Annotated in this window: 21 protein-coding genes; 18 read left to right on the top strand and 3 right to left on the bottom strand. The window is 66.3% G+C overall.

Going from position 1 to position 25,343, the window contains the following annotated elements:
* Positions 1-58: 58 nt before the first annotated feature.
* From ACZYW1_RS02810 to hrpA, 9 genes are all read left to right on the top strand, one after another.
* A complete protein-coding gene (locus ACZYW1_RS02810; protein ID WP_463787649.1) occupies positions 59-640 on the top strand; it encodes a TetR/AcrR family transcriptional regulator in 582 nt (193 codons plus the stop codon).
* 108 nt (positions 641-748) lie between these two features.
* Entirely contained in the window at positions 749-1,939 is a 1,191-nt protein-coding gene (locus tag ACZYW1_RS02805; protein ID WP_463783086.1) for a lipid-transfer protein, read from the top strand.
* Between the two features lie 34 nt (positions 1,940-1,973).
* A complete protein-coding gene (locus tag ACZYW1_RS02800; RefSeq protein ID WP_463783083.1) occupies positions 1,974-2,414 on the top strand; it encodes a type II toxin-antitoxin system Rv0910 family toxin in 441 nt (146 codons plus the stop codon).
* 3 nt (positions 2,415-2,417) lie between these two features.
* Positions 2,418-3,278 carry a MaoC/PaaZ C-terminal domain-containing protein gene (locus ACZYW1_RS02795; protein WP_463783082.1) on the top strand — a complete coding sequence of 287 codons (861 nt, stop codon included), beginning with the start codon at positions 2,418-2,420 and terminating at the stop codon, positions 3,276-3,278.
* Positions 3,279-3,298: 20 nt separating this feature from the next.
* A complete protein-coding gene (locus ACZYW1_RS02790; RefSeq protein ID WP_463783081.1) occupies positions 3,299-4,168 on the top strand; it encodes an SDR family oxidoreductase in 870 nt (289 codons plus the stop codon).
* 14 nt (positions 4,169-4,182) lie between these two features.
* Complete coding sequence (locus tag ACZYW1_RS02785; protein ID WP_463783079.1) at positions 4,183-5,445, top strand: acyl-CoA dehydrogenase family protein; 1,263 nt, start codon at positions 4,183-4,185, stop codon at positions 5,443-5,445.
* Entirely contained in the window at positions 5,442-6,407 is a 966-nt protein-coding gene (locus ACZYW1_RS02780) for an alpha/beta hydrolase (protein WP_463783077.1), read from the top strand. The genes ACZYW1_RS02785 and ACZYW1_RS02780 overlap by 4 nt, the downstream gene beginning before the upstream one ends.
* A gap of 26 nt (positions 6,408-6,433) precedes the next feature.
* Positions 6,434-7,984 (top strand): acyl-CoA synthetase, encoded by a 1,551-nt coding sequence (locus ACZYW1_RS02775; protein ID WP_463783075.1) that lies wholly within the window; start codon positions 6,434-6,436, stop codon positions 7,982-7,984.
* A gap of 89 nt (positions 7,985-8,073) precedes the next feature.
* On the top strand, positions 8,074-11,976 hold the full coding sequence (gene hrpA, locus ACZYW1_RS02770) for an ATP-dependent RNA helicase HrpA (protein WP_463783073.1): 3,903 nt from the start codon (positions 8,074-8,076) through the stop codon (positions 11,974-11,976).
* Here hrpA and mntR read toward each other — a convergent pair.
* A complete protein-coding gene (mntR, locus tag ACZYW1_RS02765; RefSeq protein WP_463783072.1) occupies positions 11,973-12,668 on the bottom strand; it encodes a manganese-binding transcriptional regulator MntR in 696 nt (231 codons plus the stop codon). The genes hrpA and mntR overlap by 4 nt on opposite strands.
* Positions 12,669-12,747: 79 nt before the next feature.
* On the opposite strand from mntR, the gene ACZYW1_RS02760 reads away from it, so the two are divergent.
* The 5 genes from ACZYW1_RS02760 to ACZYW1_RS02740 all read left to right on the top strand — a co-directional run bounded on the left by ACZYW1_RS02760 (position 12,748) and on the right by ACZYW1_RS02740 (position 19,158).
* Positions 12,748-13,722 carry a bifunctional riboflavin kinase/FAD synthetase gene (locus ACZYW1_RS02760; RefSeq protein ID WP_463783070.1) on the top strand — a complete coding sequence of 325 codons (975 nt, stop codon included), beginning with the start codon at positions 12,748-12,750 and terminating at the stop codon, positions 13,720-13,722.
* 121 nt (positions 13,723-13,843) lie between these two features.
* The gene (rpsO, locus tag ACZYW1_RS02755; RefSeq protein ID WP_292990839.1) at positions 13,844-14,113 is read left to right on the top strand and encodes a 30S ribosomal protein S15; all 270 of its coding nucleotides are present in this window, start codon (positions 13,844-13,846) and stop codon (positions 14,111-14,113) included.
* A 393-nt stretch (positions 14,114-14,506) separates the two neighbouring features.
* Positions 14,507-16,801, top strand: a complete 2,295-nt coding sequence (locus tag ACZYW1_RS02750; RefSeq protein WP_463783068.1) for a polyribonucleotide nucleotidyltransferase — start codon at positions 14,507-14,509, stop codon at positions 16,799-16,801.
* Complete coding sequence (locus tag ACZYW1_RS02745) at positions 16,779-18,131, top strand: M16 family metallopeptidase (protein WP_463783067.1); 1,353 nt, start codon at positions 16,779-16,781, stop codon at positions 18,129-18,131. The genes ACZYW1_RS02750 and ACZYW1_RS02745 overlap by 23 nt, the downstream gene beginning before the upstream one ends.
* A gap of 4 nt (positions 18,132-18,135) precedes the next feature.
* Positions 18,136-19,158 (top strand): nitronate monooxygenase, encoded by a 1,023-nt coding sequence (locus tag ACZYW1_RS02740; protein WP_463783065.1) that lies wholly within the window; start codon positions 18,136-18,138, stop codon positions 19,156-19,158.
* Between the two features lie 49 nt (positions 19,159-19,207).
* Here the strand turns inward: ACZYW1_RS02740 and ald are convergent, their stop codons facing one another.
* Complete coding sequence (gene ald / locus ACZYW1_RS02735; protein WP_463783064.1) at positions 19,208-20,323, bottom strand: alanine dehydrogenase; 1,116 nt, start codon at positions 20,321-20,323, stop codon at positions 19,208-19,210.
* A gap of 68 nt (positions 20,324-20,391) precedes the next feature.
* On the opposite strand from ald, the gene aldR reads away from it, so the two are divergent.
* The 4 genes from aldR to ACZYW1_RS02715 are packed head-to-tail and all read left to right on the top strand — an operon-like array spanning position 20,392 to position 24,766.
* Entirely contained in the window at positions 20,392-20,907 is a 516-nt protein-coding gene (aldR, locus tag ACZYW1_RS02730) for an HTH-type transcriptional regulator AldR (RefSeq protein ID WP_463783063.1), read from the top strand.
* Positions 20,908-20,953: 46 nt separating this feature from the next.
* Positions 20,954-21,874: a metal-dependent hydrolase gene (locus ACZYW1_RS02725; RefSeq protein ID WP_463783061.1), complete on the top strand. Its 921-nt coding sequence runs from the start codon at positions 20,954-20,956 to the stop codon at positions 21,872-21,874.
* Positions 21,875-21,888: 14 nt separating this feature from the next.
* The gene (locus ACZYW1_RS02720) at positions 21,889-23,682 is read left to right on the top strand and encodes an SDR family oxidoreductase (protein WP_463783059.1); all 1,794 of its coding nucleotides are present in this window, start codon (positions 21,889-21,891) and stop codon (positions 23,680-23,682) included.
* 7 nt (positions 23,683-23,689) lie between these two features.
* Positions 23,690-24,766 carry a PDR/VanB family oxidoreductase gene (locus ACZYW1_RS02715; protein WP_463783056.1) on the top strand — a complete coding sequence of 359 codons (1,077 nt, stop codon included), beginning with the start codon at positions 23,690-23,692 and terminating at the stop codon, positions 24,764-24,766.
* Here ACZYW1_RS02715 and ACZYW1_RS02710 read toward each other — a convergent pair.
* Positions 24,763-25,179: a hypothetical protein gene (locus tag ACZYW1_RS02710; protein ID WP_463783055.1), complete on the bottom strand. Its 417-nt coding sequence runs from the start codon at positions 25,177-25,179 to the stop codon at positions 24,763-24,765. The genes ACZYW1_RS02715 and ACZYW1_RS02710 overlap by 4 nt on opposite strands.
* Between the last annotated feature and the right edge of the window lie 164 nt (positions 25,180-25,343).

Below are 25,343 nucleotides of genomic sequence, written 5' to 3'. Positions count from 1 at the left end.
CGTGGCAGAAGTCGGCGAGCGACGGGTGCGGCGCACCCAGGCGGAGCGTAGCGCCGCCATGCGCACCCGTCTGCTCGATGCCACCATCGAATGCCTGGTCACTTACGGTTACGCCGGGACGACCACGCCGCGGGTGGCCGAGCGTGCCGGCGTCACCAGGGGAGCTCAGATCCATCACTTCCGCTCCAAGGAGGATCTGGTGGTCGCGGCGATCGAGCATCTGGCGCAACAGCGGGTGCAGGCTTCCCTGCGTGAGTTCGGCCGGGTGGAAGCCAGCAGCGATCCGGTGTCGACGGTGCTGGAGTTTCTGTGGGAGGCCCACCAGGGACCGATGTTCGTTGCGACGGTGGAACTTTGGGTGGCTGCTCGTACCGATCCGGTGCTGGCTCGGCACGTCGAACGGGTAGAGCCGCTGGTCAACAGCACCCTGGTGTCGGCGGTCGCGCAGCTGGTGCCCGATCACGCCGTGCGTAAAGATCTGCGCAACTTCGTCTACACCGCGATGGACGCGCTGCGGGGGATCCTGCTGGCGAGCTTCGTCGATCGTGACACCGCCCGCGCGCGCCGGCGTTGGGACCGCGCCTGCGAGCAACTGCGAATCGTCGTCGACGGTCTGCTGACCGCCGATTCTCTGGACTGAATTGCGCCCCGGCACCAGCTCGGGGCGCCGAACGCCGCGCCTTTGCAAAGATACAATCAGGTGTGTATGTTTTGACTGAGTGCACCGATCCAGGTCGAGGAGAGCGCGATGTCACAGAAGGCCTACGTCATCGGAGTGGGGATGACGAAGTTCGAAAAGCCGGGCCGCCGGGAGAATTGGGATTACCCGGACATGGCGCGGGAGTCCGGCACCAAAGCGCTCGAGGACGCCGGCATCGACTACGGCGTGATCGAACAGGGCTACGTCGGCTACGTCTACGGCGAGTCGACCTCGGGTCAGCGCGCACTCTACGAGTTGGGCCTGAGCGGCATCCCGATCGTCAACGTCAACAACAACTGCTCGACCGGGTCGACCGCCTTGTACCTTGCTGCGCAAGCGATTCGCGGTGGTCTGGCCGACTGCACGATCGCGCTCGGCTTCGAGAAGATGAAACCGGGCTCACTGGAATCAACTTACGACGACCGCACCAACCCGATGGAAAAGCACATCATCGCGATGGCCGAGATCTCGGAAGTGCTCTTTCCGCCGGCGCCGTGGATGTTCGGCGCGGCCGGTCGAGAGCACATGCAGCAATACGGCAGCACCGCAGAGCATTTCGCCAAGATCGGGTACAAGAATCACAAGCACTCGGTCAACAACCCGTACGCCCAGTTCCAGGAGTCCTACTCGCTGGAGGACATCCTGGATGCGCGGATGATCTACGACCCGCTGACCAAGCTGCAGTGCTCGCCCACCTCGGACGGCTCGGGCGCGGCGATCCTGGCCTCGGAGGCGTTCGTCGACAAGCACGATCTGGCGGGTCAGGCGGTGGAGATCGTCGGGCAGGCCATGACGACCGACTTCGCGAACAGTTTCGACGGTACCTGCAAGGGGCTGATCGGTTACCACATGAATGTGCAAGCTGCCCAACGTGTTTACGACCAGTCCGGTCTGGGGCCCGAGGAGTTCCAGGTCATCGAGTTGCATGACTGCTTCTCGGCCAACGAGCTGCTGCTGTACGAAGCGCTGGGGCTGTGCGCTGAGGGAGAGGCGCCCAAGTTGATCGACAACGGCGACGTCACCTACGGGGGACGTTGGGTGGTCAACCCGTCCGGCGGCCTGATCTCCAAGGGGCATCCGCTGGGGGCCACCGGATTGGCGCAGTGCGCCGAGCTGACCTGGCAACTGCGCGGCCAGGCAGACAAGCGCCAGGTCGACAACGTCACCGCTGCACTGCAACACAACATCGGACTCGGCGGCGCGGCCGTCGTCACCGCCTACCAACGCGCCGAACGCTGAACCCCGACAACAACGTAGAAAAAGGACAACGAGCATGGGACACATCGAAGCGACCCGCCACCTGTCGGCGGACCCGGAGGCACTCTGGGGGACCGTCACTGACCTGGCCAACTGGGACAAATGGTTCACCGTGCACGAGAAGTGGCTCGAAGGCCCACCCGACACCGTGACCGAAGGTGCGACGCTGACGGCCAAGATCGTGATGCTGGGGATGGCGAACAAGATCCAGTGGACCATCGAACAGGTCGATGCGCCGCGTTCGCTGATCCTGTCGGGCACCGGAATGGCAGGCGTCAAGGCTAAATTCACGTTCACTATCGACCCGGCCGACGAGGGCTCCGACTTCAGTGTCTTCGGAGACTTCGAAGGCGCCATGATCAAGGGTGCGCTCGGCAAGGCCGTGGAGAAGGACGGTGTCAAGCAGCTCGCCACGACGCTCGACCAACTCGACGCACTGGCGTCGGCATCGGCCTGAACCATGGCGGAGACACTGGAATTCGACGACACCGGTCTGGGGCGATGGACCGACGAGGAACGGTTCGACGTCACCCGGGAGCGGCTGGCCGAGTACGCCGCGGCCACCAATGACCCGATCGCAGCGCACCGCAGAGGGGACGTTGCGCCGCCGGTTTTCGCCATCGTTCCGGTGTTCGAGGCGCTGCTCACCCCGGCGGTGGACGTCATGCCGGTCGAAGCCATCCCGCGAATCGTGCACGGCGAACAGGACTTTCACTTCCATCGTCCGATTCACCCGGGTGACAAGCTGGTCTCCCGCGGCAAGATGATCGGGTACCAGGGCCTGGAGAAGGGCACCCGGGCGGCGATCCTGCTCGAATGCCGCACCGAGGACGGCGAACTCGTCAACGAGCAGTACGTCACCACGTTCGTGCGAGGCATGTCGGTGGGCAAGACGGTCGGCGACCTGAGTCCCGGGCACAAGTTCGACGACGGTGTCCGGCAGCACGCTCCGATAGCCAAGGTCGTCCAGCACGTCGACAACGACCAGACTTTCCGCTACTCACCGGCGGCCGGCGACCCGATGCCGATCCACCTCGACGAGGAGATCGCCAAGTCTGCCGGTCTGCCCGGGATCATCGCCCACGGGTTGTGCACCATGGCGTTCACCTCGTGGGCGGTGCTCACTGAGTTGGCAGGGTCGGATGTCAACCGACTCAAGCGATTTGCCGTCCGCTTCTCCAAACCGGTGATTCCAGGTGACGATCTGGAGACCAGGATCTGGAGAGTCGGCAGCAGCAACGGAACGACGAGCTACGCATTCGAAACGGCCAGGGGCGACGATCTCGTCATCACTGACGGCCTGGCCGTCCTGACCGACTGACACAAGGGAGTCGCACGAAGATGGGTGCATTGGAGGGCCGCGTCGCGGTCATCACCGGGGCGGGCCGCGGCATCGGTCGCGAACATGCGCTGCTGTTCGCCCGAGAGGGCGCCAAAGTCGTCGTCAACGACCTCGGCGGCAGCAACGACGGCGAGGGCGCCGACACCGGTCCCGCGCACGAGGTGGTCGAAGAGATCACAGCGGCCGGCGGTGCCGCGGTCGTCAACACCGAAAATGTCTCGACCTGGGCCGGGGCCGAAAGTGTTGTGCAGCAGGCGATCGACGAATTCGGTGGTCTCGACATCCTGGTCAACAACGCCGGGATCCTGCGCGACGCATTCATCGCCGGCATGGAGGAAGCGCAGTGGGACGCGGTGATCGCGGTGCATCTCAAAGGTCATTTCGCGATGTTGCATCACGCGGCGGCGTATTGGAAGGCACAGTCGAAAGCGGGTGATCAGCCCAACGCCGCGGTGATCAACACCGCCTCGGGCTCTGGTGTGACACTGCCGAATGCGGGCCAGGCGAACTACGGCTCGGCCAAAGCGGGCATCGCGGCACTGACGCTGATCGCCGCCGAGGAGCTCGAGCGCTACGGCGTGCGGGTGAATGCGATCGCGCCGATCGCGCGGACCCGGCTCACGCTGGCGACGCCGGGCATGGGTTCGCTGATGTCCGAACCCGAAGACGGCGAGCTCGACCTGTTCAGCCCGGCCAATATCTCACCGCTGGTGGCCTACCTGGCGGCGGAGAAGTGTCCGATCACCGGCAGGGTGTATGCAGTTCAGGGCGGCGCGATTTCGTCACTGTCGGGTTGGCACGACGTCGACACGATCGAGACCGACGGTCCCTGGCTGATCGACGACATCGCCGCGCGCCTGCCGCAGTAATCAAGGAGCACAACATGTTCGAATGGTCCGACACCGACCTGATCATGCGGGACACCATCCGCGGGTTCATCGACAAAGAGATCCGGCCGCAACTCGACGCGCTGGAGACCGGTGAGATTTCGCCGTATCCGATTGCGCGCAAGCTGTTCAGCGAATTCGGCCTCGACGTGATGGCCGCCGAAGCGGTCAAGACGATGCTGGACAAGGAGCGGGCCAAATCCGAAGCGCAACAATCAACTGGGCACGACGCTGCAGCCGGCAAGAAGTCGTCACGCGGATTCGCCGGCCTGGGCGCGCAAGGGTCGATGGCGGCCGTGCTGGTCTCCGAACTCGCCGGGGTGAGCCTGGGCCTACTCAGCGCCGTCGGTGTCAGTCTCGGCCTCGGCGCCGCGACGATCATGAGCCGCGGAACGCTCGCGCAAAAAGAGCGCTGGCTGCCCGAACTCATGACGCTGGAAAAGATCGCGGCCTGGGCGATCACTGAACCTGATTCCGGCTCCGATGCTTTCGGCGGGATGAAGACCACGGTCAAGCGGGACGGGGCCGACTACCTCCTCAGCGGGCAGAAGACGTTCATCACCAACGGCCCCTACGCCGACGTGATGGTGGTCTACGCCAAGCTCGACGACGGCACCACCGACAAGCGCAACCGGCCGGTGCTGACATTCGTCTTGGACGCCGGGATGGAGGGGCTGGCCCAGGGCAAGCCGTTCAAGAAGATGGGCATCATGTCGTCGCCCACCGGCGAGTTGTTCTTCGACAACGTCCGGCTCTCACCCGACCGCCTGCTCGGCGAAACCGAGAACCACACCGCGGGAGACGGCCGGGACAGCGCGCGGGCCAATTTCTCCGCCGAGCGGATCGGGGTGGCGCTGATGTCGCTGGGCATCATCAACGAGTGCCATCGGCTCTGCATCGACTACGCCAAAACCCGCACGTTGTGGGGTAAGAACATCGGCCAATTCCAGCTGATTCAGCTCAAGCTGGCCAAGATGGAAGTCGCGCGGATTAACGTTCAGAACATGGTGTTCCAAACCCTGGAGAAAGCCCAGGCCGGCAAGATGCCGTCGCTGGCCGAGGCTTCGGCCATCAAGCTGTACTCGTCGGAGGCGGCCACCGACGTCGCGATGGACGCGGTGCAGCTGTTCGGGGGCAACGGCTACATGGCCGAGTACCGGGTGGAACAGCTTGCCCGTGACGCCAAATCGCTGATGATCTACGCCGGAAGCAACGAGGTCCAGGTGACCCACATCGCCAAGGGCCTACTCGCCCGATGAGCATTCGGACGACGGCCAAGGTGCTGCGGCGCAGAACGCTGACCATGGTCGATCGACTGACCTACGTCCCGGTCTCGCGGTTGACCTTGAACACCTTGCTCAACGTCCTGGTGTCGCAGCAATGGTTGTTCACCGGGCTGCGGCCGGCGGCGGACAATCTGATCGCCCGCACCTCCCCGGTGGTGCCCGGTGTCCGGGTCTCGCCGGTCTCGACGCCGGTTCGCGGGGAGTGGGTGCGGGCAGCGGAGAACGACGACTCAGCGGGAGTGATCCTGGTGCTGCACGGCAGCGGGTATCTGATCTGCTCGTCGCGCACCCACCGCGGCTTCGCCTCTCATCTGTCGGAGTACTCGGGCATGCCCGCGTTCACCATCGACTACCGCCTCGCGCCGGAGCACCCGTTCCCCGCCGCGGAAGACGACGCCTTCGCCGCCTATCGCTGGCTGCTGGAGCAGGGGCACGATCCCGCAAAGATCGTCGTCGCCGGAGACTCGGCCGGGGGGCACCTCGCGGTCGCGCTCGCGGTGCGGCTTCGCAACGAAGGACTTCCGTCGCCGGCCGCGCTGGCACTGTTCGGCCCATTGATCGATCCGTCGTATCGGGCGTGTATCGCCGACCCGCGAGTCCGGAGTCAACCGCTCGATCCGCGCACCGCGCGCCGCGCCGTCGCCCTCTACGTCGGTGATCACGATGATCAGGATCCCCGGCTGAATCTGTTGAATGCCGACCTTTCCGATCTGCCGCCGATCCAGATCCACTTCGGATCGCGGGAAGTCATGCGGGCCGACGCGGAGGCTTTCGCCAAGCAGGTGGTCGAATTGGGCGGTCGCTGCGACGAGCAGCTGTGGCCCGGTCTGATGCACGGCTACTGGCTGTGGCCGCGTGACGGAGGGCTCACCAGCCTGCAGGTCGCCGGCCAGTTTCTTCGCGCGGCGGTCGGTCAAGTCGACCCGGTATCGTGAAGGCGCTCAACGAAATTCGTGACCGTATGGCTGCGGCCCGGGTGTTGGCCCGCCGTGGGATGGTCGACCTGCGTCGACCTGACGAGGCGGTGCGGGCCCTGCTGGCCATCCGTCGCTACGGCGCTTTCGGTGGACTTCTCAGCAACGCAGCAGCCCGGTACGGCGACGCTCCGGCGATCACCGACGACCGCGGCACGATCAGCTTCCGCGAGCTCGACGAGACGGCCAACGCGCTGGCACGTGGATTGGTGGCCAAAGGAATTCGGGCCGGTGCGGTGATCGCGACGCTGCAGCGCAACAGCCGCGACGTCATGGTGACCGTGGCGGCGGCCAACCGGATCGGCGTCCGGACGGTGCTGATGAACACCGGCTTCGCCGGCCCGCAACTGGCCGATGTGTCCGCGCGCGAAAATGTGAGCGCCATTGTGGTCGACGACGAGTTCGAGGACATCCTCACCACGCTGCCTTCGCAGATCCTGAGGTTCACCACCAGCCGGCAACACGAGTTGACCAGCCATCAATCGGTGTCGCCGCTGCCCGCGCCGCGCCAACCGGGCGGTATGGCGCTGCTGACCAGCGGGACCACCGGAACGCCGAAGGGTGTGCCGCGCAACCGAATCGACCCGTTGCAGTCCGCGCAGTTACTCGACCGGATTCCGTGGCCCCGCGACGGCGCCTACTACATCGCCGCGCCCCTGTTTCACGCGACGGGCCTGGCGACCTGCGCGACAGGTCTGATCACGGGCAACCGCGTTGTGATGGCGCGGCGCTTCGACCCGGAGGCGTCGCTGGCAGCGATCGCCGAATATCGGGTCGGCGCCGTGGTGTTGGTGCCGACCATGTTGCAACGCATCCTCGACCTGGGACCTGAGGTGTTGGCGAAGTACGACACCTCCTCGGTGACCGTGCTTTTCGCCGCAGGATCTTCGCTGTCGCCCGACCTGTGCCGTCGCACCCACGACGCATTCGGTGCCGTGCTGTACAACCTCTACGGTTCCACCGAGGTCGCCGTCGCCGCCGTCGCCACGCCCGATGAACTGCACCGCGCGCCCGGCACCGTGGGCCGCCCGCCCGTCGGTTGCACGGTGGTCATCTATGACGAGAACCGCCGCAAGGTCACCGAACCCGGCCAGGTCGGAACCTTGTTCGTGTCAAGCGGTCTCAGCTTCACCGGCTACACCGACGGTGGCAACAAAGAGATCGTCGACGGTCTGCTGTCCACCGGTGACACCGGGCATTTCGACGAAACCGGCCTGTGGTTCGTCGATGGCCGCGACGACGACATGATCGTCTCCGGCGGCGAGAATGTCTTCCCCCTGGAAGTCGAGAATCTGCTCGCCGACCACCCGGACATCGTCGAGGCTTCGGTCATCGGCGTCGACGATGCGGAATTCGGCAAGCGACTGGCGGCCTATGTGGTCAGCCGTCCGGCTTCGGTCCTGGACGCCGACGCCGTCAAATCGCACGTGCGCGCGCATCTGGCCCGGCACAAGATTCCGCGCGACGTCGTCTTCGTGGAGCAGTTGCCGCGCAACGAAACCGGCAAAGTCCTGCGTAGGCAGCTCACCGGCCACTGAGGGCGCTCGCGGGGTCGCAGCGGCGGGTTGCGCCGCTCGATGCGACGCGGTGGACTCCGGTCGGACCGGTCGCGCCTATCCTGGCCCGGGTGGTCGACACGTCGTTCGCAGAATTGCGTCAGCGCCTTGACGGTGTGACGTTACGAGACGCCGATCGCTTCGGCCGGCGGCTGAGGAACGTTCGCGGCTCCAAGCCGGAGAAGCTCCAGCAACTCGCCGCTCAGATCGCCGCGGCGGAAACTCTCCTCACCGCACGGCAAGCCGCCGTCCCTGAGATCACCTACCCGAGCCTGCCGATCAGCGAACGACGTCACGAGATTGCCGACGCGATCCGTGCGCATCAGGTCGTCGTGGTGGCCGGCGAGACCGGATCAGGCAAAACGACCCAGCTACCCAAAATCTGCCTCGAGATGGGCCGCGGTGTCCGCGCCATGATCGGCCATACGCAGCCCCGACGACTTGCCGCCCGCACCGTCGCGCAACGCGTCGCCGACGAGGTCGGCACGCCGCTCGGTGAAGCCGTCGGCTACTCCGTGCGTTTCAACGACCAGGTCAGCGACCGCACACTCGTCAAGCTGATGACCGACGGAATCCTGCTCGCCGAGATACAGCGCGATCGCCGGTTGCTGCGCTACGACACCCTGATCATCGACGAAGCTCACGAACGCAGCCTCAATGTCGACTTCCTGCTCGGTTACCTGCACGAATTGTTGCCCCGCCGGCCCGACCTGAAAGTGGTCGTCACATCGGCGACAATCGATCCGCAGCGCTTCGCAGCGCACTTCGGCGGCGCACCGATCATCGAGGTGTCCGGGCGGGCATATCCGGTCGAGATCAGATACAGACCATTGGAATTGCCGATTCCCGCTGGGGCGCATGATGATCCGGACGACCCGGACGACGAACTCGTGCGCACCGAGATTCGCGACGAGGTCGACGCGATCGTCGATGCGATTCGCGAACTCGAGGCGGAGCCACCGGGCGATGTCCTGGTGTTTCTGTCCGGTGAACGCGAAATTCGCGACACCGCAGAGGCTTTGAGCGGCGTGACTGCTTCGGAGGTGCTGCCGCTGTATGCGCGGCTACCGACCGCCGAGCAGATGAAAGTCTTCGCCCCTCACACTGGGCGACGCGTGGTGCTGGCGACAAACGTCGCCGAGACATCGCTGACCGTGCCAGGCATCCGGTACGTCGTCGATCCCGGCAACGCACGCATTTCGCGCTACAGCCGCCGCTTGAAAGTCCAACGGCTGCCGATCGAGCCGATCTCCGTGGCATCGGCCGCGCAACGAGCCGGGCGTTGCGGCCGGGTCGCGCCGGGTGTCTGCATCCGCCTGTACTCCGAAGCGGACCACGCGGCGCGACCGCCGTACACCGAACCGGAGATCCTGCGGACCAACCTGGCCGCGGTGCTCTTGCAGATGGCGGCGCTGGAACTCGGAGCGGTGGAAGAGTTTCCGTTCCTCGACCCTCCGGACCCGCGCAGTATCCGCGACGGCGTACAGCTGCTCCAGGAACTTGGGGCTTTCGACCAGGCCGGAAAGATCACCGACGTCGGCCGTCGCCTGGCGCGGTTGCCCGTTGATCCGAGATTGGGCCGGATGATCCTGGCTGCCGATACCGAGGGATGTGTGCGGGAGGTGCTGGTGCTGACCGCGGCATTGACCATCCCTGATCCGCGGGAGCGGCCCACTGACCGCGAGGAAGCCGCCCGCCAGAGCCACGCCCGGTTCACCGACGAGCACTCGGATTTCGTGTCCTACCTCAACCTCTGGCGCTATCTGCGTGAACAACGAAACAGTCTGTCAAGCAGCGCTTTTCGGCGGATGTGCCGAAAGGAATTCCTGCACTACCTGCGGATTCGCGAGTGGCAGGACCTGGTCGGCCAGTTGCGCGGCATTGCCCGCGATCTCGGCATCGTCGAGTCCGACGAGCCGGCCGACGTCAGCTCCGTGCATGCGGCCCTGCTGGCCGGGCTGCTGTCACACGTCGGTATGCGCCGAGAGGACGCCAAGGAATTTCAGGGCGCCCGCAACGCGCGTTTTCTGCTGGCGCCCGGCTCGGCGCTGGCCAAGCGACCGCCCCGCTGGGTGGTGGTCGCGGAATTGGTGGAGACCGCTCGCCTGTATGGGCGGACGGCCGCACGGATTCAGCCGGAAGTCGTCGAGCGTGTCGCGGGTGAGCGCGTGCAACGCGCCTACAGCGAGCCGCATTGGGACGCCGACCGCGGCGAAGTGATGTCCTTCGAAAGAGTGACGCTCTACGGTCTGCCGCTGGTGGCGCGCCGCCGCGTCGGGTACGCGCGCATCGAGCCGGTGATCGCGCGGGAATTGTTCCTCAGACATGCGCTGGTCGAGGGTGACTGGCAAACCCGACACCACTTCGTCGGTGACAACGCGCGGCTGCGGAGCGAGCTCGAAGACCTCGAGGAACGGGCCCGCCGTAGAGATCTGCTCGTCGGTGACGACGAGGTGTACGAGTTCTACGACGCGCGGATCCCGGCTGACGTTGTCTCTGCCCGGCACTTCGACGCGTGGTGGCGCAAGCAGCGGCACACGACGCCGGAGTTGCTGACATTCACCCGCGCGGATCTGCTGCGCCCCGTGGCCGCCGCGGACAACGTCGGGCGGCCGGACGCTTGGCAGGCCGGCGATGTCGCGCTGCCCTTGACCTATCGTTTCGAGCCCGGCGCATCCGACGACGGCGTCACTGTCCACATCCCGATCGACGTGCTCGCGCGGCTGGACGGCGACGAGTTCGCCTGGCAAGTACCGGCGTTGCGCGAGGAGCTGATCACCGCACTCATTCGCTCATTGCCGAAAGACTTGCGCCGCAACTTCGTTCCCGCCCCGGATACCGCCCGCGCGGTACTGGCGGACATCGATGGCGACCGCGAGCCGCTGCTCACCGCGTTGCAGCGCGAACTGCGCCGCCGCAGCGGCGTCCTGGTGCCGGTGGACGCCTTCGATCTGGGCAAGCTTCCCCCGCATCTGCAAGTGACGTTCGCTGTCGAGTCGCCGGAGAGCGGCGAAATCGCGCGCGGAAAAGACCTGCCGGCGCTTCAGCAGCGACTGGCGGCGCCGGCTCAGCGCGCGATCGCCGACGCAGTGGCCGGTGAACTGGAACGCACCGGGTTGCGGCGGTGGCCCGACGATATCGACGAGCTGCCCGCCAGCATTGAACGCATCGTCGGGGGACGGACCGTGCGTGGTTATCCCGCCTTCGTCGATGAAGGCAGCAGCGTGGCTCTGCGCGTGTTCGCGACGTCGGGCCAACAACACGATTCGGTACGTCAGGGCATACGCCGACTGTTGCGGCTCAGCATGCCGTCACCGACCAAAGCCATTGAGCGGCAACTTGATCCAAGAATCCGCCTGGCCCTGAAGGTGAATCCCGACGGTTCGCTTGCCGCACTGCTCGATGACTGCGCCGACGCTGCCGTCGATGGACTCCTTGCCGAACCCGTATGGACGCGCGACACATTCGTCGCGCTGCGCGGCAGAGTCGGGACGTCCTTCGAGGCGGCGACACTCGACATCGTGCGCCGCGTCGAAACGGTGCTGGCTTCCGCGCAGGAAGTGCAGTTGCGCCTACCCGCTCAACCCACCCCGGCACACGCGGGCGCGATCGCCGACATCCGTGCTCAGCTGGAGCGTCTGCTGCCCCCGCGGTTCGTGACCGTCACCGGGGGCGCGCGCCTGGGCGACCTGACCCGCTACCTGGCCGCGATCCGCCGGCGGCTGGATCAATTGCCGCAGGCCACCAAGGCCGACGGCGACCGGATGGCGCGCGTGCGCGCGGTTCAGGACGCTTACGGCGAACTTGTCCAGGCGTTGCCTCCGGGGCGCCGCACGGCCACCGACGTCGTCGAGATCGCTTGGCAGATCGAGGAATTGCGGGTGAGCCTCTGGGCCCAGCAGCTCGGCACTCCGCGTCCGATCAGCGAGCAGCGGATCTACCGGGCGATCGACCTGGCGAGTGGCGGAAACTAGCGGGCAACCATCCAAATCGCCTGAGCAGCAGGGCTTCCCAAGTCCACCGTGGTGGGCAGGCCGTCGGCTGACTCCACCGCAACCGAGATCATCCCGGCGAACTCGCGGCGGGTGAGCACCCGCAACCGCGAGTCGAGGCTGATGCCGATGCTGTCGAAGTAGCGCAGCATCTCGGGGTCCTTGTCGGAGATCCGCGCCACCGTGCCGGCGTCGCCGTCGGCGCAGGACCAGAGCTGGCGCGCGGGCGGAGTGGGGACCTGGCCGTCCGAGCCGGGAATCGGGTCGCCGTGCGGGTCGCGCTGCGGAAAACCCAGCTTCGCGTCGATGCGTGCGATGAGCCGATCGGACACCGCGTGCTCGAGCACCTCGGCCTCGTCGTGGACCTCGTCCCACCCGTAGCCGAGCTCCTTGACCAGGAATGCCTCCAACAGCCGGTGACGACGAACCATGGCCAGCGCCGCGCGGCGGCCGGACTCGGTCAGCGTCACCGCCCCGTATTTCTCGTGGTTGACCAGGCCCTGCTCGGCGAGCTTGCGAATGGATTCCGAGGCCGTGCTGGCGGACACCCCGAGCTTGTCGGCCAGCATCTTGGTGCTGACCTTGTCCGGCGACCACTCCTGGGCATTCCAGATGACTTTGAGGTAGTCCTGGGCAACCGCGGTGAGCTCATTGGACTCGTCGACAGGGCGCACAACGGAAGTTTAAGCAATCCTCACCTGATCTGCGGCTCTCCCACGACCGCGCGCTACCTTGCCCCGTACGCTTGTAGTCGTGCAACGGTGGCGTGGCCAGGACGAAATCCCCACGGATTGGGGTCGGTGCGTGCTCACCATCGGCGTGTTCGACGGCCTGCACCGCGGCCACGCCGAGCTGATCGAGCATGCGGTCAAGTCGGGTCGGGCGCGCGGAGTGCCCACCGTGTTGATGACGTTCGATCCGCACCCCATGGAGGTGGTGCACCCCGGCAGCCACCCCGCGCAGCTGACGACGCTGACCCGGCGGGCGGAGCTCGCCGAGGAATTCGGCATCGATGTCTTTCTCGTCATGCCCTTCACGTCGACCTTCATGAAGCTCACACCGGAGCGCTACGTCCGTGAGCTGCTCGTCGAGGACCTGCACGTGGTGGAAGTCTTGGTGGGGGAGAACTTCACCTTCGGCAAGAAGGCCGCCGGAACGGTCGAGACCCTGCGCACCGCGGGCGGACGATTCGGGTTCGCAGTAGAGGCGATGTCACTGGTGGCGGAGCATCACAGCACCGAGACGGTGACCTTCTCGTCGACGTACATCCGGTCCTGCGTCGATGCCGGCGACGTGGTCGCGGCCGCCGAGGCGCTTGGCCGTCCGCACCGGGTCGAGGGTGTTGTGGTCCGTGGCGACGGCCGGGGCACCGAACTGGGCTTTCCCACTGCGAACGTGGCCCCGCCGATGCACTCGGCCATCCCGGCCGACGGCGTGTACGCCGCCTGGTTCACCGTGTTGGGCCACGGCCCGGTCACCGGGAGCGTTGTGCCCGGCGAGCGCTACCAAGCAGCGGTGTCGGTGGGCACCAACCCCACGTTCTCCGGTCGCACCCGCACGGTCGAGGCGTTCGTCCTGGACACCGATGCCGACCTCTACGGACAGCACGTGGCGCTGGATTTCGTCGCGCGGATTCGCGGGCAGGAGAAGTTCGGCTCGGTGGACGACCTGGTCGTCGCGATGGGCGCGGATACCGACCGGGCACGCACCCTGCTTTCTGCCGGCTGACCAGCGCATTGAAGGTCCCGCGGGGCCCACTGCTAAACTTCCGGCGACACAACGCGTGCTGCAGTTCGCGGCGGCCGCGCCTCAATCTCGATGTTCGCGGACCTATTGATGGAGATATTTCGTGGCGCTTACCGCCGAGCAGAAAAAAGAAATCCTGGGCTCCTACGGCCTGCATGCAACCGACACCGGTTCCCCCGAGGCGCAGGTCGCGCTGCTGACCAAGCGGATCGCTGACCTGACCGAGCACCTCAAGCTGCACAAGCACGACCACCACTCGCGGCGCGGACTGCTGCTGCTGGTGGGTCGGCGCCGGCGTCTGCTCAAGTACGTCGCCCAGGTCGACGTCGAGCGTTACCGCTCGCTGATCGAGCGGTTGGGTCTGCGCCGCTGACCCGGCCCGAATCGTCGACGGGCGGAGTTGGATTGCCCGGCTCCTCAGCGGGCCGCCCTCGGCCCGCATCGTCGACGGGCGGTGAGAATCGCCAGGTCGGCGTGTAGAGTCAAACCTGTTTTGGGCCCATCGGCCCGAGCGAGGTGCGGCGTGCGCAATCCGCGCGCACCGTTCCAGCGAGGCACAACAGGACTTCGAAGGAAGACAAGTCTGTATCGCGCGGTCTTCGGTAGTGGCAGCCGAGCTCCCCGGTTCCGGGGCAGGTCGGCCGCTTCGATCGACGGCCGTCGCCGCATCAGACTCCGCGTCCTCCAGGGCTGTCCCGCAACCCTCAGGGTTGTGCGTGCCTGCGCGAAATAGCTGAACAGATCCAGAGAGGCTGCGCGGACGCATATGTCTGTAGCTGAAATTGACGAAGGCGTGTTCGAGTCGACCGCCACCATTGACAACGGGAGCTTCGGCACCCGCACCATCCGTTTCGAGACCGGCCGGCTGGCCAAGCAGGCCGCCGGCTCCGTCGTCGCCTACCTCGACGACGAAACCATGCTGCTGTCGGCCACCACCGCCAGCAAGTCGCCGAAGGACCACTTCGACTTCTTCCCGCTGACCATCGACGTCGAAGAGCGCATGTACGCCGCGGGCCGGATCCCCGGTTCGTTCTTCCGCCGCGAAGGCCGGCCGTCCACCGACGCGATCCTGACGTGCCGTCTGATCGACCGTCCGCTGCGGCCGACGTTCGTCTCCGGATTGCGCAACGAAATCCAGGTCGTCGTCACCATTTTGAGCCTGGACCCCAAGGACCTGTACGACGTACTGGCGATCAACGCCGCGTCCGCGTCGACCCAGATCTCGGGTCTGCCGTTCGCCGGCCCGGTCGGTGGTGTGCGCGTCGCGCTCATCGACGGCCAGTGGGTCGCGTTCCCGACCGTCGAGCAGCTCGAGAGCGCCGTGTTCGACATGGTGGTCGCGGGCCGCAAGGTCGAGAATGACGTCGCCATCATGATGGTCGAGGCCGAGGCCACCGACAACGTGATCGACCTCATCGCCGCCGGGGCGGGTGCGCCCACCGAAAGCGTTGTGGCAGAGGGCCTGGAGGCCGCCAAGCCGTTCATCGCCGCGTTGTGTACCGCTCAGCAGGAGCTGCACGACGCCGCCGGTAAGGAGACTGCCGAGTACCCGTTGTTCCCGGAGTACCAGGACGACGTCTTCTACGCGGTGTCCTCGGTGGCCACCGACGAGCTGGCCAAGGCGCTGACCATCAGCGGCAAGGCCGAGCGCGACCAGCGCACCGACGAGCTCAAGTCCGAGGTGCTCGGGCGGCTCGCCGAGACCTACGAGGGACGTGAGAAGGAAGTCAGCGCCGCATTCCGGTCGTTGACCAAAAAGCTGGTGCGCCAGCGCATCCTGACCGACCACTTCCGCATCGACGGTCGCGGCATCACCGACATCCGTGCGCTGTCGGCTGAGGTTGCGGTGATCCCGCGGGCGCACGGCAGCGCGCTGTTCGAGCGTGGCGAAACCCAGATCATGGGTGTCACCACCCTAGACATGGTCAAGATGGCCCAGCAGATCGACTCGCTGGGGCCGGAGACGTCCAAGCGCTACATGCACCACTACAACTTCCCGCCCTTCTCCACCGGCGAAACCGGCCGGGTCGGCTCGCCCAAGCGGCGCGAGATCGGTCACGGCGCGCTGGCGGAGCGGGCCCTGATGCCGGTGCTGCCCGGCATCGAGGAATTTCCGTACGCCATCCGTCAGGTGTCGGAAGCGTTGAGCTCCAACGGTTCCACGTCGATGGGCTCGGTGTGCGCCTCGACCCTGTCGCTGCTGAACGCCGGTGTGCCGCTCAAGGCGCCGGTGGCCGGCATCGCGATGGGTCTGGTCTCCGATGACGTCGAGGTGGACGGCAAGACCGAGCGTCGCTTCGTCACCCTCACCGACATCCTCGGCGCCGAGGATGCCTTCGGCGACATGGACTTCAAGTGCGCGGGCACCAAGGACTTCGTCACGGCCCTGCAGTTGGACACCAAGCTCGACGGGATCCCGTCGAAGGTGCTGGCGGGTGCGCTCTCCCAAGCCAAGGACGCGCGGCTGACCATCCTCGAGGTGATGGCCGAGGCCATCGACGCGCCGGACGAGATGAGCCCGTTCGCGCCGCGGATCACCACCATCAAGGTGCCGATCGACAAGATCGGCGAGGTGATCGGGCCCAAGGGCAAGATGATCAACTCGATCACCGAGGAGACCGGCGCGCAGATCTCGATCGAGGACGACGGCACGGTGTTCGTCGGCGCCAGCAACGGCGAGGCCGCGCAGGCCGCGATCGACAAGATCAACGCGATCGCCAACCCGCAGCTGCCCAAGACCGGCGAGCGGTTCCTCGGAACCGTGGTCAAGACAACCGATTTCGGTGCGTTCGTGTCGCTGCTGCCGGGCCGCGACGGGTTGGTGCACATCTCCAAGCTCGGTCGGGGTAAGCGCATCGCGAAGGTCGAAGACGTGGTGAGCGTCGGTGACAAGCTGCGCGTGGAGATCGCCGACATCGACAAGCGGGGCAAGATCTCCCTGGTGCTGGTCGACGATGACGCTGCCGGTGCCGCCGGCAACGGTGACGCTGCCCCCAGCGCAGAGTCCGCGCAGGCAGATTCGTCGCCGACGGAAGCCGATGCCGCGACGGCCAGCAGTTAGCCCGGGGACGCCTTCGTTACGCCGCGGCCGGCGCAGTTCTGAGCCTGCCGCGGCGTTTCGGCGCACGTCACTACCCGGCGGGCTGCGGGTTGTCACCGAATACCTGCCCGGCGTCCGGTCGGCGTCGGTCGGGGTGTGGGTCGGCGTCGGGTCGCGCGACGAGGGTGCCACGGTGGCTGGTGCCGCGCATTTTCTGGAGCATCTGCTGTTCAAGTCGACCCCGACGCGCACGGCCGTCGACATCGCGCAGGCGATGGACGCGGTAGGCGGGGAGCTCAACGCGTTCACCTCCAAGGAGCACACCTGCTACTACGCGCACGTCCTCGACACTGACCTCGCGCTGGCCGTGGACCTGGTCAGTGATGTGGTGCTCAATGGACGTTGCGCCGCAAGCGATGTCGAGCTGGAACGCGCTGTCGTCCTCGAAGAGATCGCGATGCGTGACGACGATCCCGAGGACGCGCTGGCCGACCAGTTCCTGGCGGCGTTGTTCGGCGATCATCCAGTCGGGCGCCCGGTGATCGGCAGCGTGCAGTCGGTGTCGTCGATGACGCGGGCTCAGCTGCATTCGTTTCACCAGCGGCGCTACACGCCCGAGCGGATGGTCGTCGCGGTGGCCGGCAACGTCGACCACGACGACGTCGTCGCATTGGTACGCGAGCACTTCGGGCCACGGTTGGTGCGAGGCCGGCACGCGATAGAGCCGCGCAAGGGCGCCGGCCGCGTCACCGGTCGCCCGCGCCTGTCGGTGGCCAACCGGGACGCCGAGCAGACCCACGTGTTTCTCGGTGTGCGAACCCCGGGTCGACACTGGAAGCATCGTTGGGCCTTGTCGGTGCTGAACACGGCGCTCGGCGGTGGCCTGAGTTCACGCCTGTTCCAACAGGTTCGGGAGTCGCGCGGACTGGCGTACTCGGTGTACTCGTCGTTGGACACGTTCTCCGACGCCGGAGCTCTGTCGGTGTATGCCGCGTGCCTTCCCGAGCGGTTCGCCGAAGTGACCCGGGTGACCGCCGACGTGCTCGAGGAAGTCGGCCGCGACGGCATCACCGAGACGGAATGCCGGATCGCCAAAGGCTCGCTGCGCGGGGGACTGGTGCTCGGACTGGAGGACTCGAGTTCGCGGATGCACCGCATCGGTCGCGGTGAACTCAACTACGCTGAGCATCGAAGCATCGATCGGACGTTGCAGGAGCTCGATGAGGTCACCCTGGATGAGGTCAACGCGATTGCGCGCCAACTGCTGCGCAAGCCCTACGGCGCAGCTGTTCTCGGGCCGCACCAGTCGAAGAAGAGTCTGCCGCAACAACTTCGGACTATGACGAGGTAGCGCGATGGTACTGGGGTTCTGGGATCTCGACGTGCCGATCGTGGGCGCACCGATGGCGGGCGGCCCCGGTACACCGGCCCTGGCTGCGGCGGTGTCCAACGCAGGTGGTCTCGGCTTCCTGGCCGGCGGCTACATCAGCGCCGAACGCCTGGCCGGCGATATCGAGCGTGCCCGAGCGGCGACCACCGGCCCGATCGGCGTCAACCTCTTCGTGCCGCAGCCCAGCGTCGCCGACGTCATCGCGCTCGACCACTACGCCGAGGCGCTCGACCAGTTGGCCGAGCATTACGACGTCGAAGTCGGCTTTCCCGAATTCGGCGACGACGACGGCTACCAGCAGAAGCTCGAGGTGGTCGCGGACCTCCGTCCCGAGTTGGTGTCGTTCACCTTTGGTGCGCCGTCGCCCGACGTGCTGCGCTGGTTCGGTGCTCTGGGCATGCTGCTCTACATCACCGTGACATCGGCGTACGAAGCGGGAGTGGCGGTCGCCGCCGGGGCCGACGGTCTGGTCGTTCAGGGCCCGGATGCCGGTGGGCATCGCGGCACGTTCGCGCCCGACATGAGCCCCGGCACCGAACCCCTGATCGACCTGCTGGATCGCATCGGCAGTGCACATGACGTCCCGCTCATCGCGGCCGGCGGGTTGGCGAGTGCCGGAGACGTCGCCGCGGTGCTGCGCCGGGGCGCGGCGGCCGCTCAGATCGGTACCGCGCTGCTGTTGTCCGACGAAGCCGGCACCAACGCCGCGCACCGAGCGGCGCTCGGACATCCGCAGTTCGACAGCACCGTTGTCACGCGGGCGTTTTCGGGGCGGTATGCCCGAGGTCTGGCGAATGACTTCACCCGGATGATGGATCAGATCGCGCCGCTGGGATATCCAGAGGTCAACCAGATGACCTCACCGATCCGTAAAGCGGCCGTCGAGTTGGAGGATCCGCACGGCACCAATCTCTGGGCGGGTACCGGCTATCGGCAGGCGAAGACCGGGCCGGCGAAAGACATCGTCGACGCGCTCGGCCACGTCTGAGTCCGCCCGCGACGAGGTAAACCAACTGTGCGGCCAGGCCCGGCGATCTCTAGGCCAGCACTGCCGCCGGATCGGTGAACGGCAACGAGAGATCTGTGGCGACCTGCTCGCTGAGCAGCGCGCCGTCGTGTGTCGAAAGCCCGGCGGCAAGAGCGGGATTCGACTGACACGCGGCTCGCCAGCCGTGGTCGGCGAGGTCGATCACGTACGGCATGGTGGCGTTGATCAGTGCGACCGTCGAGGTGGCGGGGACGGCGGCAGGCATGTTGGCCACGCAGTAGAACACCGTGTCGTGCACGACGAACGTCGGGTCATCGTGGGTGGTCGGCCGCGACGCCTCGAAGCATCCGCCTTGATCGATAGCGATGTCGACCAGGACCGCGCCCGGCTTCATGCGCTCGACAAGGGAATTCGAGACCAACGTCGGGGCCTTGCCGCCGGGCAACAGCACCGCGCCGATGACCAGGTCGGCACGTTTGACCGACGTCTCCAATTCCATCGCCGTCGAGTAGCGGGTCTGCACCTGGCCGCTGAACGCATGGTCGATCTCGCGCAGCTTGTCGATGTTGATGTCGAACATCGTGACCGCGGCGCCCATCCCATGCGCGACCCGGGCGGCGTTGTAGCCGGCGGTCCCCGCGCCGATGACCACCACCGAGGCCGGCTCCACGCCCGGCACACCGCCCATCAGGACGCCGCGACCACCGTGGGTGCCCATCAAGTGATAGGCGCCGACCTGTGCTGACAGCCGGCCCGCTACCTCGCTCATCGGGGCCAGCAGCGGCAGGGCGCCATTGGCGGTCTGCACGGTCTCGTAGGCGATCGACGTGGTGCCCGAAGCCAGCAGCGCCTCGGTACACGGCCGCGACGCGGCCAGGTGCAGGTAGGTGAACAGCGTCTGGTGTCGCCGCATCCGCGAATACTCCTGCGGTATGGGCTCTTTCACCTTGAGCACCAGCTCGGCCTCGGCCCACAAACTGTCGACGTTGGAAACAAGTTGCGCGCCTGCCGCTTTGAAGTCGCTGTCGGTGATCGCCGAGCCTTCGCCCGCGCCCGCCTGGATCAGGACCTCGTGCCCGCGGCGGGACAATTCGGCGACACCGGAGGGGGTGATCGCGACCCGGAACTCGTTGTTTTTGACTTCGGTTGGGATGCCAACACGCATACCCTCAATTGTGAAGAAACTTCGGCGTAAGTGCAAAGCTGATGAAGACTTACTAATACGATTCACAAATGATCGAAGAAAAGTCGACAAATTCGAGCGCAGACAAGGCGGCGCCGAACGATCTTCGGCCTGCGGGTCTCGACGCTCTGGACCGTAAAATACTGGGTCTCCTGCATGCCGACGCCAGGATGACCAACAGCGCACTGGCCGAGGAGTTGCACATCGCGGCGTCGACCTGCCACGGGCGCGTGCGTCGACTCCTCGAGATGGGAGTCATCCGCGGCTTCTACGCCGATATCGACCCGGCAGCCGTGGGATTGCCTCTGCAAGCCATGATCTCGGTCAGCCTGCAGTCGCATGCGCGGGGGAAGATCCGCGACTTCATCCAGCAGATTCGCCGCCGCCCGCAGGTGATGGACGTGTACTTCCTCGCCGGTACCGACGATTTCATCCTGCACGTTGCCGCGCGTGACATCACCGACCTGCGCTCTTTCGTGGTGGACAACCTCAACGCCGACAGCGACGTCGCCGGCACCCAGACGTCGCTGATCTTCGAGCACCTGCGTGGGGCCGCCCCGGTCTGACCGCGCCGTATTCCCGATACCGGCGGTACCGGGTATGCTGCTGCAGATGTTCACGGTCAACGACGAGGCTGTCGGCCCCCACCTGGCAGGTGGAGGCACGTTGGCCGATCACGAGCGATTGGTCCTCGAGGCGCGCGACGTCGCCTTCGACTGGGCGAAGCTGCCGTTTCACTACGTGCCCGGCGAGCCGTTCACCACGCACATGCTCAACGTGTTGCACCTCCTGCTGCCTGCCGGCGAGGAATTCTTCGTCGACCTGTTCAAGCAGGCGCTGCCGTTGATCAAGGACGACGAACTGCGCCTCGACGTGCAGGGTTTCATCGGCCAGGAGGCGATGCACGCCCAGGCTCACACCGGTGTGCAAGAGTACTTCGCGGCCAACCGCGTGGACGTGACACCCTTCACCGACCAGATCGGCTGGCTGTTCGCCAAGCTCCTGGGTGACCGGCCGCGGTGGAGCGTCCGACGACAGCGCAGCTGGCTGCTCGAGCGCGTCGCCCTCGTCTCGGCGATCGAGCACTACACCGCGATTCTCGGTGAGTGGATTCTCAACACCCCGGAACTCGACGCGATCGGCGCCGACCCGGTGATGCTGGACATGCTCCGCTGGCACGGCGCCGAAGAAGTCGAACACAAGGCGGTGGCCTTCGACCTGATGAAGCACCTGCGGGCCGGTTACCTGCGACAGATTCGGACGCAACTAATTGTGACCCCGATGATCTTCCTGATCTGGGTGCGCGGGGTGCGGTTCATGTACTCCGTGGACCCGCATGTCCCACCCGGGGCCAAACCACGCTGGCGTGACTACGTCACGGCGGCGCGACGCGGTCTGATGCCGGGACCGATGCGATTCATCCGAATCATCGTCGCCTACTACCTGCCCCGCTTCCATCCCTCGCAACTCGGCGGGGTGGAGAAGGCGGTCGACTACCTGGCGATCTCACCCGCCGCCCGCGCCTCGCACTGAGCCGAGAGGATCCCATGACCATCGCTTCGGCAGCTGCTGTTCACGCGCCGACCCGCAGTACCGTGATCGCTTCCGACGGAATCGCACTCGCGGTGTACGCCTACACCGATATCGATCCCAACCGGCCGACCGTGCTCGCCATCCACGGTTACCCCGACAACCATCATCTGTGGGACGGCGTCGCCGAAGTGCTCCTCGAGCATCACCCCGGCACATACAACGTCGTCGCCTACGACGTCCGGGGAGCGGGTGAGTCCGCGCGCCCGGCCGCGCGGTCCGATTACCGCTTCGCTCAACTGGTTTCCGACATCGGTGCCGTCATCGACAGCCTCGATGTCGGTCGGGTCCACGTGCTGGCGCACGATTGGGGCTCGATTCAATCGTGGGCAGCAATCACCGATGAGACGGTGATGGGCAAGGTCGCCTCGTTCACCTCGATATCCGGACCGCATCTGACATATGCGGGCAAGTTCCTGCGGTCGGCTCGCACTCCCCGCGGTCTGGTCGATGTGACCCGACAATTCTTCGCATCGGGCTATATCTGGTTATTCCTGGCCCGCGGACTGCCTGAACTTCTGATCCGGGCCGGAGTCGGTGTCAAACTCGTTGAGGCCTTTGGCCGTATCGGCAACTCCAGCACCCAGAGCCGGCCCAGTGGACCGGTTCGCTCGACCGGCGACTACGTCAACGGACTCAACCTCTACCGCGCCAACATGCCAGGGCCCTTCTTGTCGCCCGGCCCGACACTGCCGCACACCACCGTCCCGGTACAGGTATTGGCGCCGCGGATGGATCTGTTCGTCACGCCCGCGTTGCAGCGCTTCACCGGATCGATCCCGTTGGGCAGCAGGGTCATTCCCATCGAAGGGGGCCACTGGGTGGTCACCGCGCGTCCGGACGTCATCGCACGGCTGGCGGCCGAATGGATCGATCGGCACGTCGACGGCACCGCCCCGGTGACAGCAGGTGCCGTGCAGCCGGGCCCACGCGACGTGCGGGGCAAACTCGCGCTGGTCACCGGCGCGGGCGCCGGTATCGGACGCGCCACCGCCCTGGAGTTGGCTCGCCATGGCGCCGACACCGTCGTCATAGTCGACCGCGACCTGGCCGCCGCGCAGGACACCGCCGCCGCGGTCCGCGACACCGGTGCGGGCGCCGCCGCCTACCAGGCCGACGTCAGTGACGAGGACGCGATCAATGCCCTTGCCGCGCAAGTCCACAACGACCACGGCGTGGTCGACATCCTGGTCAACAATGCCGGCATCGGCATGGCCGGCCGATTCCTGGAGACCACGTCGGCGAACTGGGACAACATCCTCGGGGTCAACCTGCACGGCGTGCTCAACGGAAGCCGGGCGTTCGCCGCGCAGATGGTCGACCGTGGTCAGGGCGGCACCATCATCAACGTGTCGTCGGCCGCGGCGTTTCTTCCGTCGAAGTCGATGATCGCCTACGGCACAACCAAAGCCGCGGTGCTGGCATTCAGCGAATCCCTGCGCGCCGACCTAGCCGACGACGGCATCACCGTGACCGCGGTGTGCCCGGGATTCGTGAACAGCAACATCGCGAAGAACACCGTCTACGCCGGAATGACGGCCGACGAACAGGACAGCGCCCGGCACAAGGCCGACATCATCTACCGGCGTCGCAACTTCACCCCGGAAGCCACCGCCAAGGCGATCGTCAAAGCGGTCAAGAGCGGCTCGCCGGTGGTTCCGATCGCGGCCGAATCCCGGGTCGGATACGCGCTGCGACGTATCAGCCCCTCGCTGATCCGGCTGTTGGCCCGCTACGATCTTCGGCCCTGAGGTCACTGTGTCGCACAGCATTTGGGCCAGCAGGCCCGCCGACCTCTACGGCCGCCGGAAGCGCGACCGGTTCTCGACGGCGGTGTGGGGCCTGGTCGTGCTGCTCAGCGGCTTCTCGGTGACGAGTCGTTGGAAACCGTCTCGGGTGGCCGCGGTGGGCCGCACCCACACCGCGGTGATCACCAAACGCGAACGACTCAGCCCGGACGTGGTCGCGCTGACGTTCGCCGACCCGGACGGCGGGTTGCTTCCGTCGTGGACCCCCGGCAGCCATATCGACGTGCAACTGCCATCGGGGCGACGTCGTCAGTACTCGCTGTGTGGCCCGCCCGGCCGACGCACTGACTACCGAATCGCGGTGCGCCGCATCGCCGATGGCGGTGGTGGCTCGATCGAAGTGCACGACGCTTTCGCCGTGGGCGACCGGTTGGTGTTCGAAGGCCCGCGTAACGCGTTCTATCTCGGCGGCGACGAACGAGACGTGCTGTTCGTCATCGGAGGCATTGGTGTGACACCGATCCTGTCCATGATGCGGGCCGCGCAGCAACGCGGAATGAACTGGCGCGCAGTCTATGCCGGTCGCAGCCGGGAATACATGCCGCTGCTGGACGAAGTGCTGGCGCTGGATTCCGGGCGGGTCACGGTATGGGCCGACGACGAGCGTGGGCGGCTCGCCACCGCCGACGATCTGCTGATCGACGCGACCCCGGTCACCGCGGTCTATGTGTGCGGCCCGACCGGGATGCTGGAATCGGTGCGCATCGCTCGTACCGAACATGCCGACGCACCACTGCATTACGAGCGATTCAGCCCGGCGCCGGTCGTCGACGGCAAACCCTTCGAGCTCGAGCTCGCGCGTTCCAGGCGGCTGCTCTCGATCCCGGCCAATCGCTCGGCGCTCGACGTCATGCTCGACGACAACCCGACGACCGCGCACTCCTGTCGGCAGGGCTTCTGCGGAACCTGCAAGGTCACGGTGCTCAGCGGGCAGGTCGACCATCGTGGTCGTACCGCCGAATCCGCCGGCGAGATGCTGGTGTGCGTCTCGCGAGCGACCGGTGGACGCGTGGTGATCGACGCTTAGGGCGCCAGCGCCAAGTGCAGCTTGTTGGTCTCCTGGTACCCCTGGGGGTTACCGCAGGCCGCGACTTTGTTGGTGATCTTGACGTCGCCGTCGAGCGTTGCTGGATCCCAGGTGTAGTGGAACGCGATCGCGTCGCGCACGTCGCCGCCGTCCTCGCAAGTGGCACCACCCCTGCCCTCCAGCGTCCATTGACCGTCGGCCAGGTGCGCGGTCCCGATGTGTTTGACCGTCGCGCATCCGTCGCCGCAGGGGGTGATGTACCAGTCTGACGGCGGGTTCTGGTGACCGTCCGGGAAGGTTTCCGTCTCGATGTAGTGGCCGTCGAGCTGGTCGGCCGCAGCCACCGGAGCCGTGAGTACCACGGCGAGACCGGCCAACATCGCGCCGGCGGCGAAGCCACGTGTGATCGTCATGATCCGGTTCCTTTCATCGAGCTGGTCGGTGCGTCCGTTGGTGGGTACCACAGCGGCTTCGCTGCTCGCGTGCGTTTCGTGGACAGACCGGTGAACGCACGGTGACGACTCGACGAGCGGTGTCGCCGTAGCACCTCGAGTCGACGTGAGAGACACGCTCTAGG

It is taken from the genome of Mycobacterium sp. IDUB_36, assembly GCF_055419225.1.
Note: the sequence above shows the minus strand (reverse complement) of the source record. Positions and strands in the feature narration are given on the sequence as shown.

Excerpts from the sequence above, each read along its gene's own strand:
- ACZYW1_RS02810 (WP_463787649.1), top strand. The coding sequence starts at position 59 with ATGCGCACCCGTCTGCTCGATGCCACCATCGAATGCCTGGTCACTTAC.
- ACZYW1_RS02805 (WP_463783086.1), top strand. The coding sequence starts at position 749 with ATGTCACAGAAGGCCTACGTCATCGGAGTGGGGATGACGAAGTTCGAA.
- ACZYW1_RS02800 (WP_463783083.1), top strand. The coding sequence starts at position 1,974 with ATGGGACACATCGAAGCGACCCGCCACCTGTCGGCGGACCCGGAGGCA.
- ACZYW1_RS02795 (WP_463783082.1), top strand. The coding sequence starts at position 2,418 with ATGGCGGAGACACTGGAATTCGACGACACCGGTCTGGGGCGATGGACC.
- ACZYW1_RS02790 (WP_463783081.1), top strand. The coding sequence starts at position 3,299 with ATGGGTGCATTGGAGGGCCGCGTCGCGGTCATCACCGGGGCGGGCCGC.
- ACZYW1_RS02785 (WP_463783079.1), top strand. The coding sequence starts at position 4,183 with ATGTTCGAATGGTCCGACACCGACCTGATCATGCGGGACACCATCCGC.
- ACZYW1_RS02780 (WP_463783077.1), top strand. The coding sequence starts at position 5,442 with ATGAGCATTCGGACGACGGCCAAGGTGCTGCGGCGCAGAACGCTGACC.
- ACZYW1_RS02775 (WP_463783075.1), top strand. The coding sequence starts at position 6,434 with ATGGCTGCGGCCCGGGTGTTGGCCCGCCGTGGGATGGTCGACCTGCGT.
- ACZYW1_RS02750 (WP_463783068.1), top strand. The coding sequence starts at position 14,507 with ATGTCTGTAGCTGAAATTGACGAAGGCGTGTTCGAGTCGACCGCCACC.
- ACZYW1_RS02745 (WP_463783067.1), top strand. The coding sequence starts at position 16,779 with ATGCCGCGACGGCCAGCAGTTAGCCCGGGGACGCCTTCGTTACGCCGC.
- ACZYW1_RS02740 (WP_463783065.1), top strand. The coding sequence starts at position 18,136 with ATGGTACTGGGGTTCTGGGATCTCGACGTGCCGATCGTGGGCGCACCG.
- ald (WP_463783064.1), bottom strand. The coding sequence starts at position 20,323 with ATGCGTGTTGGCATCCCAACCGAAGTCAAAAACAACGAGTTCCGGGTC.
- aldR (WP_463783063.1), top strand. The coding sequence starts at position 20,392 with ATGATCGAAGAAAAGTCGACAAATTCGAGCGCAGACAAGGCGGCGCCG.
- ACZYW1_RS02725 (WP_463783061.1), top strand. The coding sequence starts at position 20,954 with ATGTTCACGGTCAACGACGAGGCTGTCGGCCCCCACCTGGCAGGTGGA.
- ACZYW1_RS02720 (WP_463783059.1), top strand. The coding sequence starts at position 21,889 with ATGACCATCGCTTCGGCAGCTGCTGTTCACGCGCCGACCCGCAGTACC.
- ACZYW1_RS02710 (WP_463783055.1), bottom strand. The coding sequence starts at position 25,179 with ATGACGATCACACGTGGCTTCGCCGCCGGCGCGATGTTGGCCGGTCTC.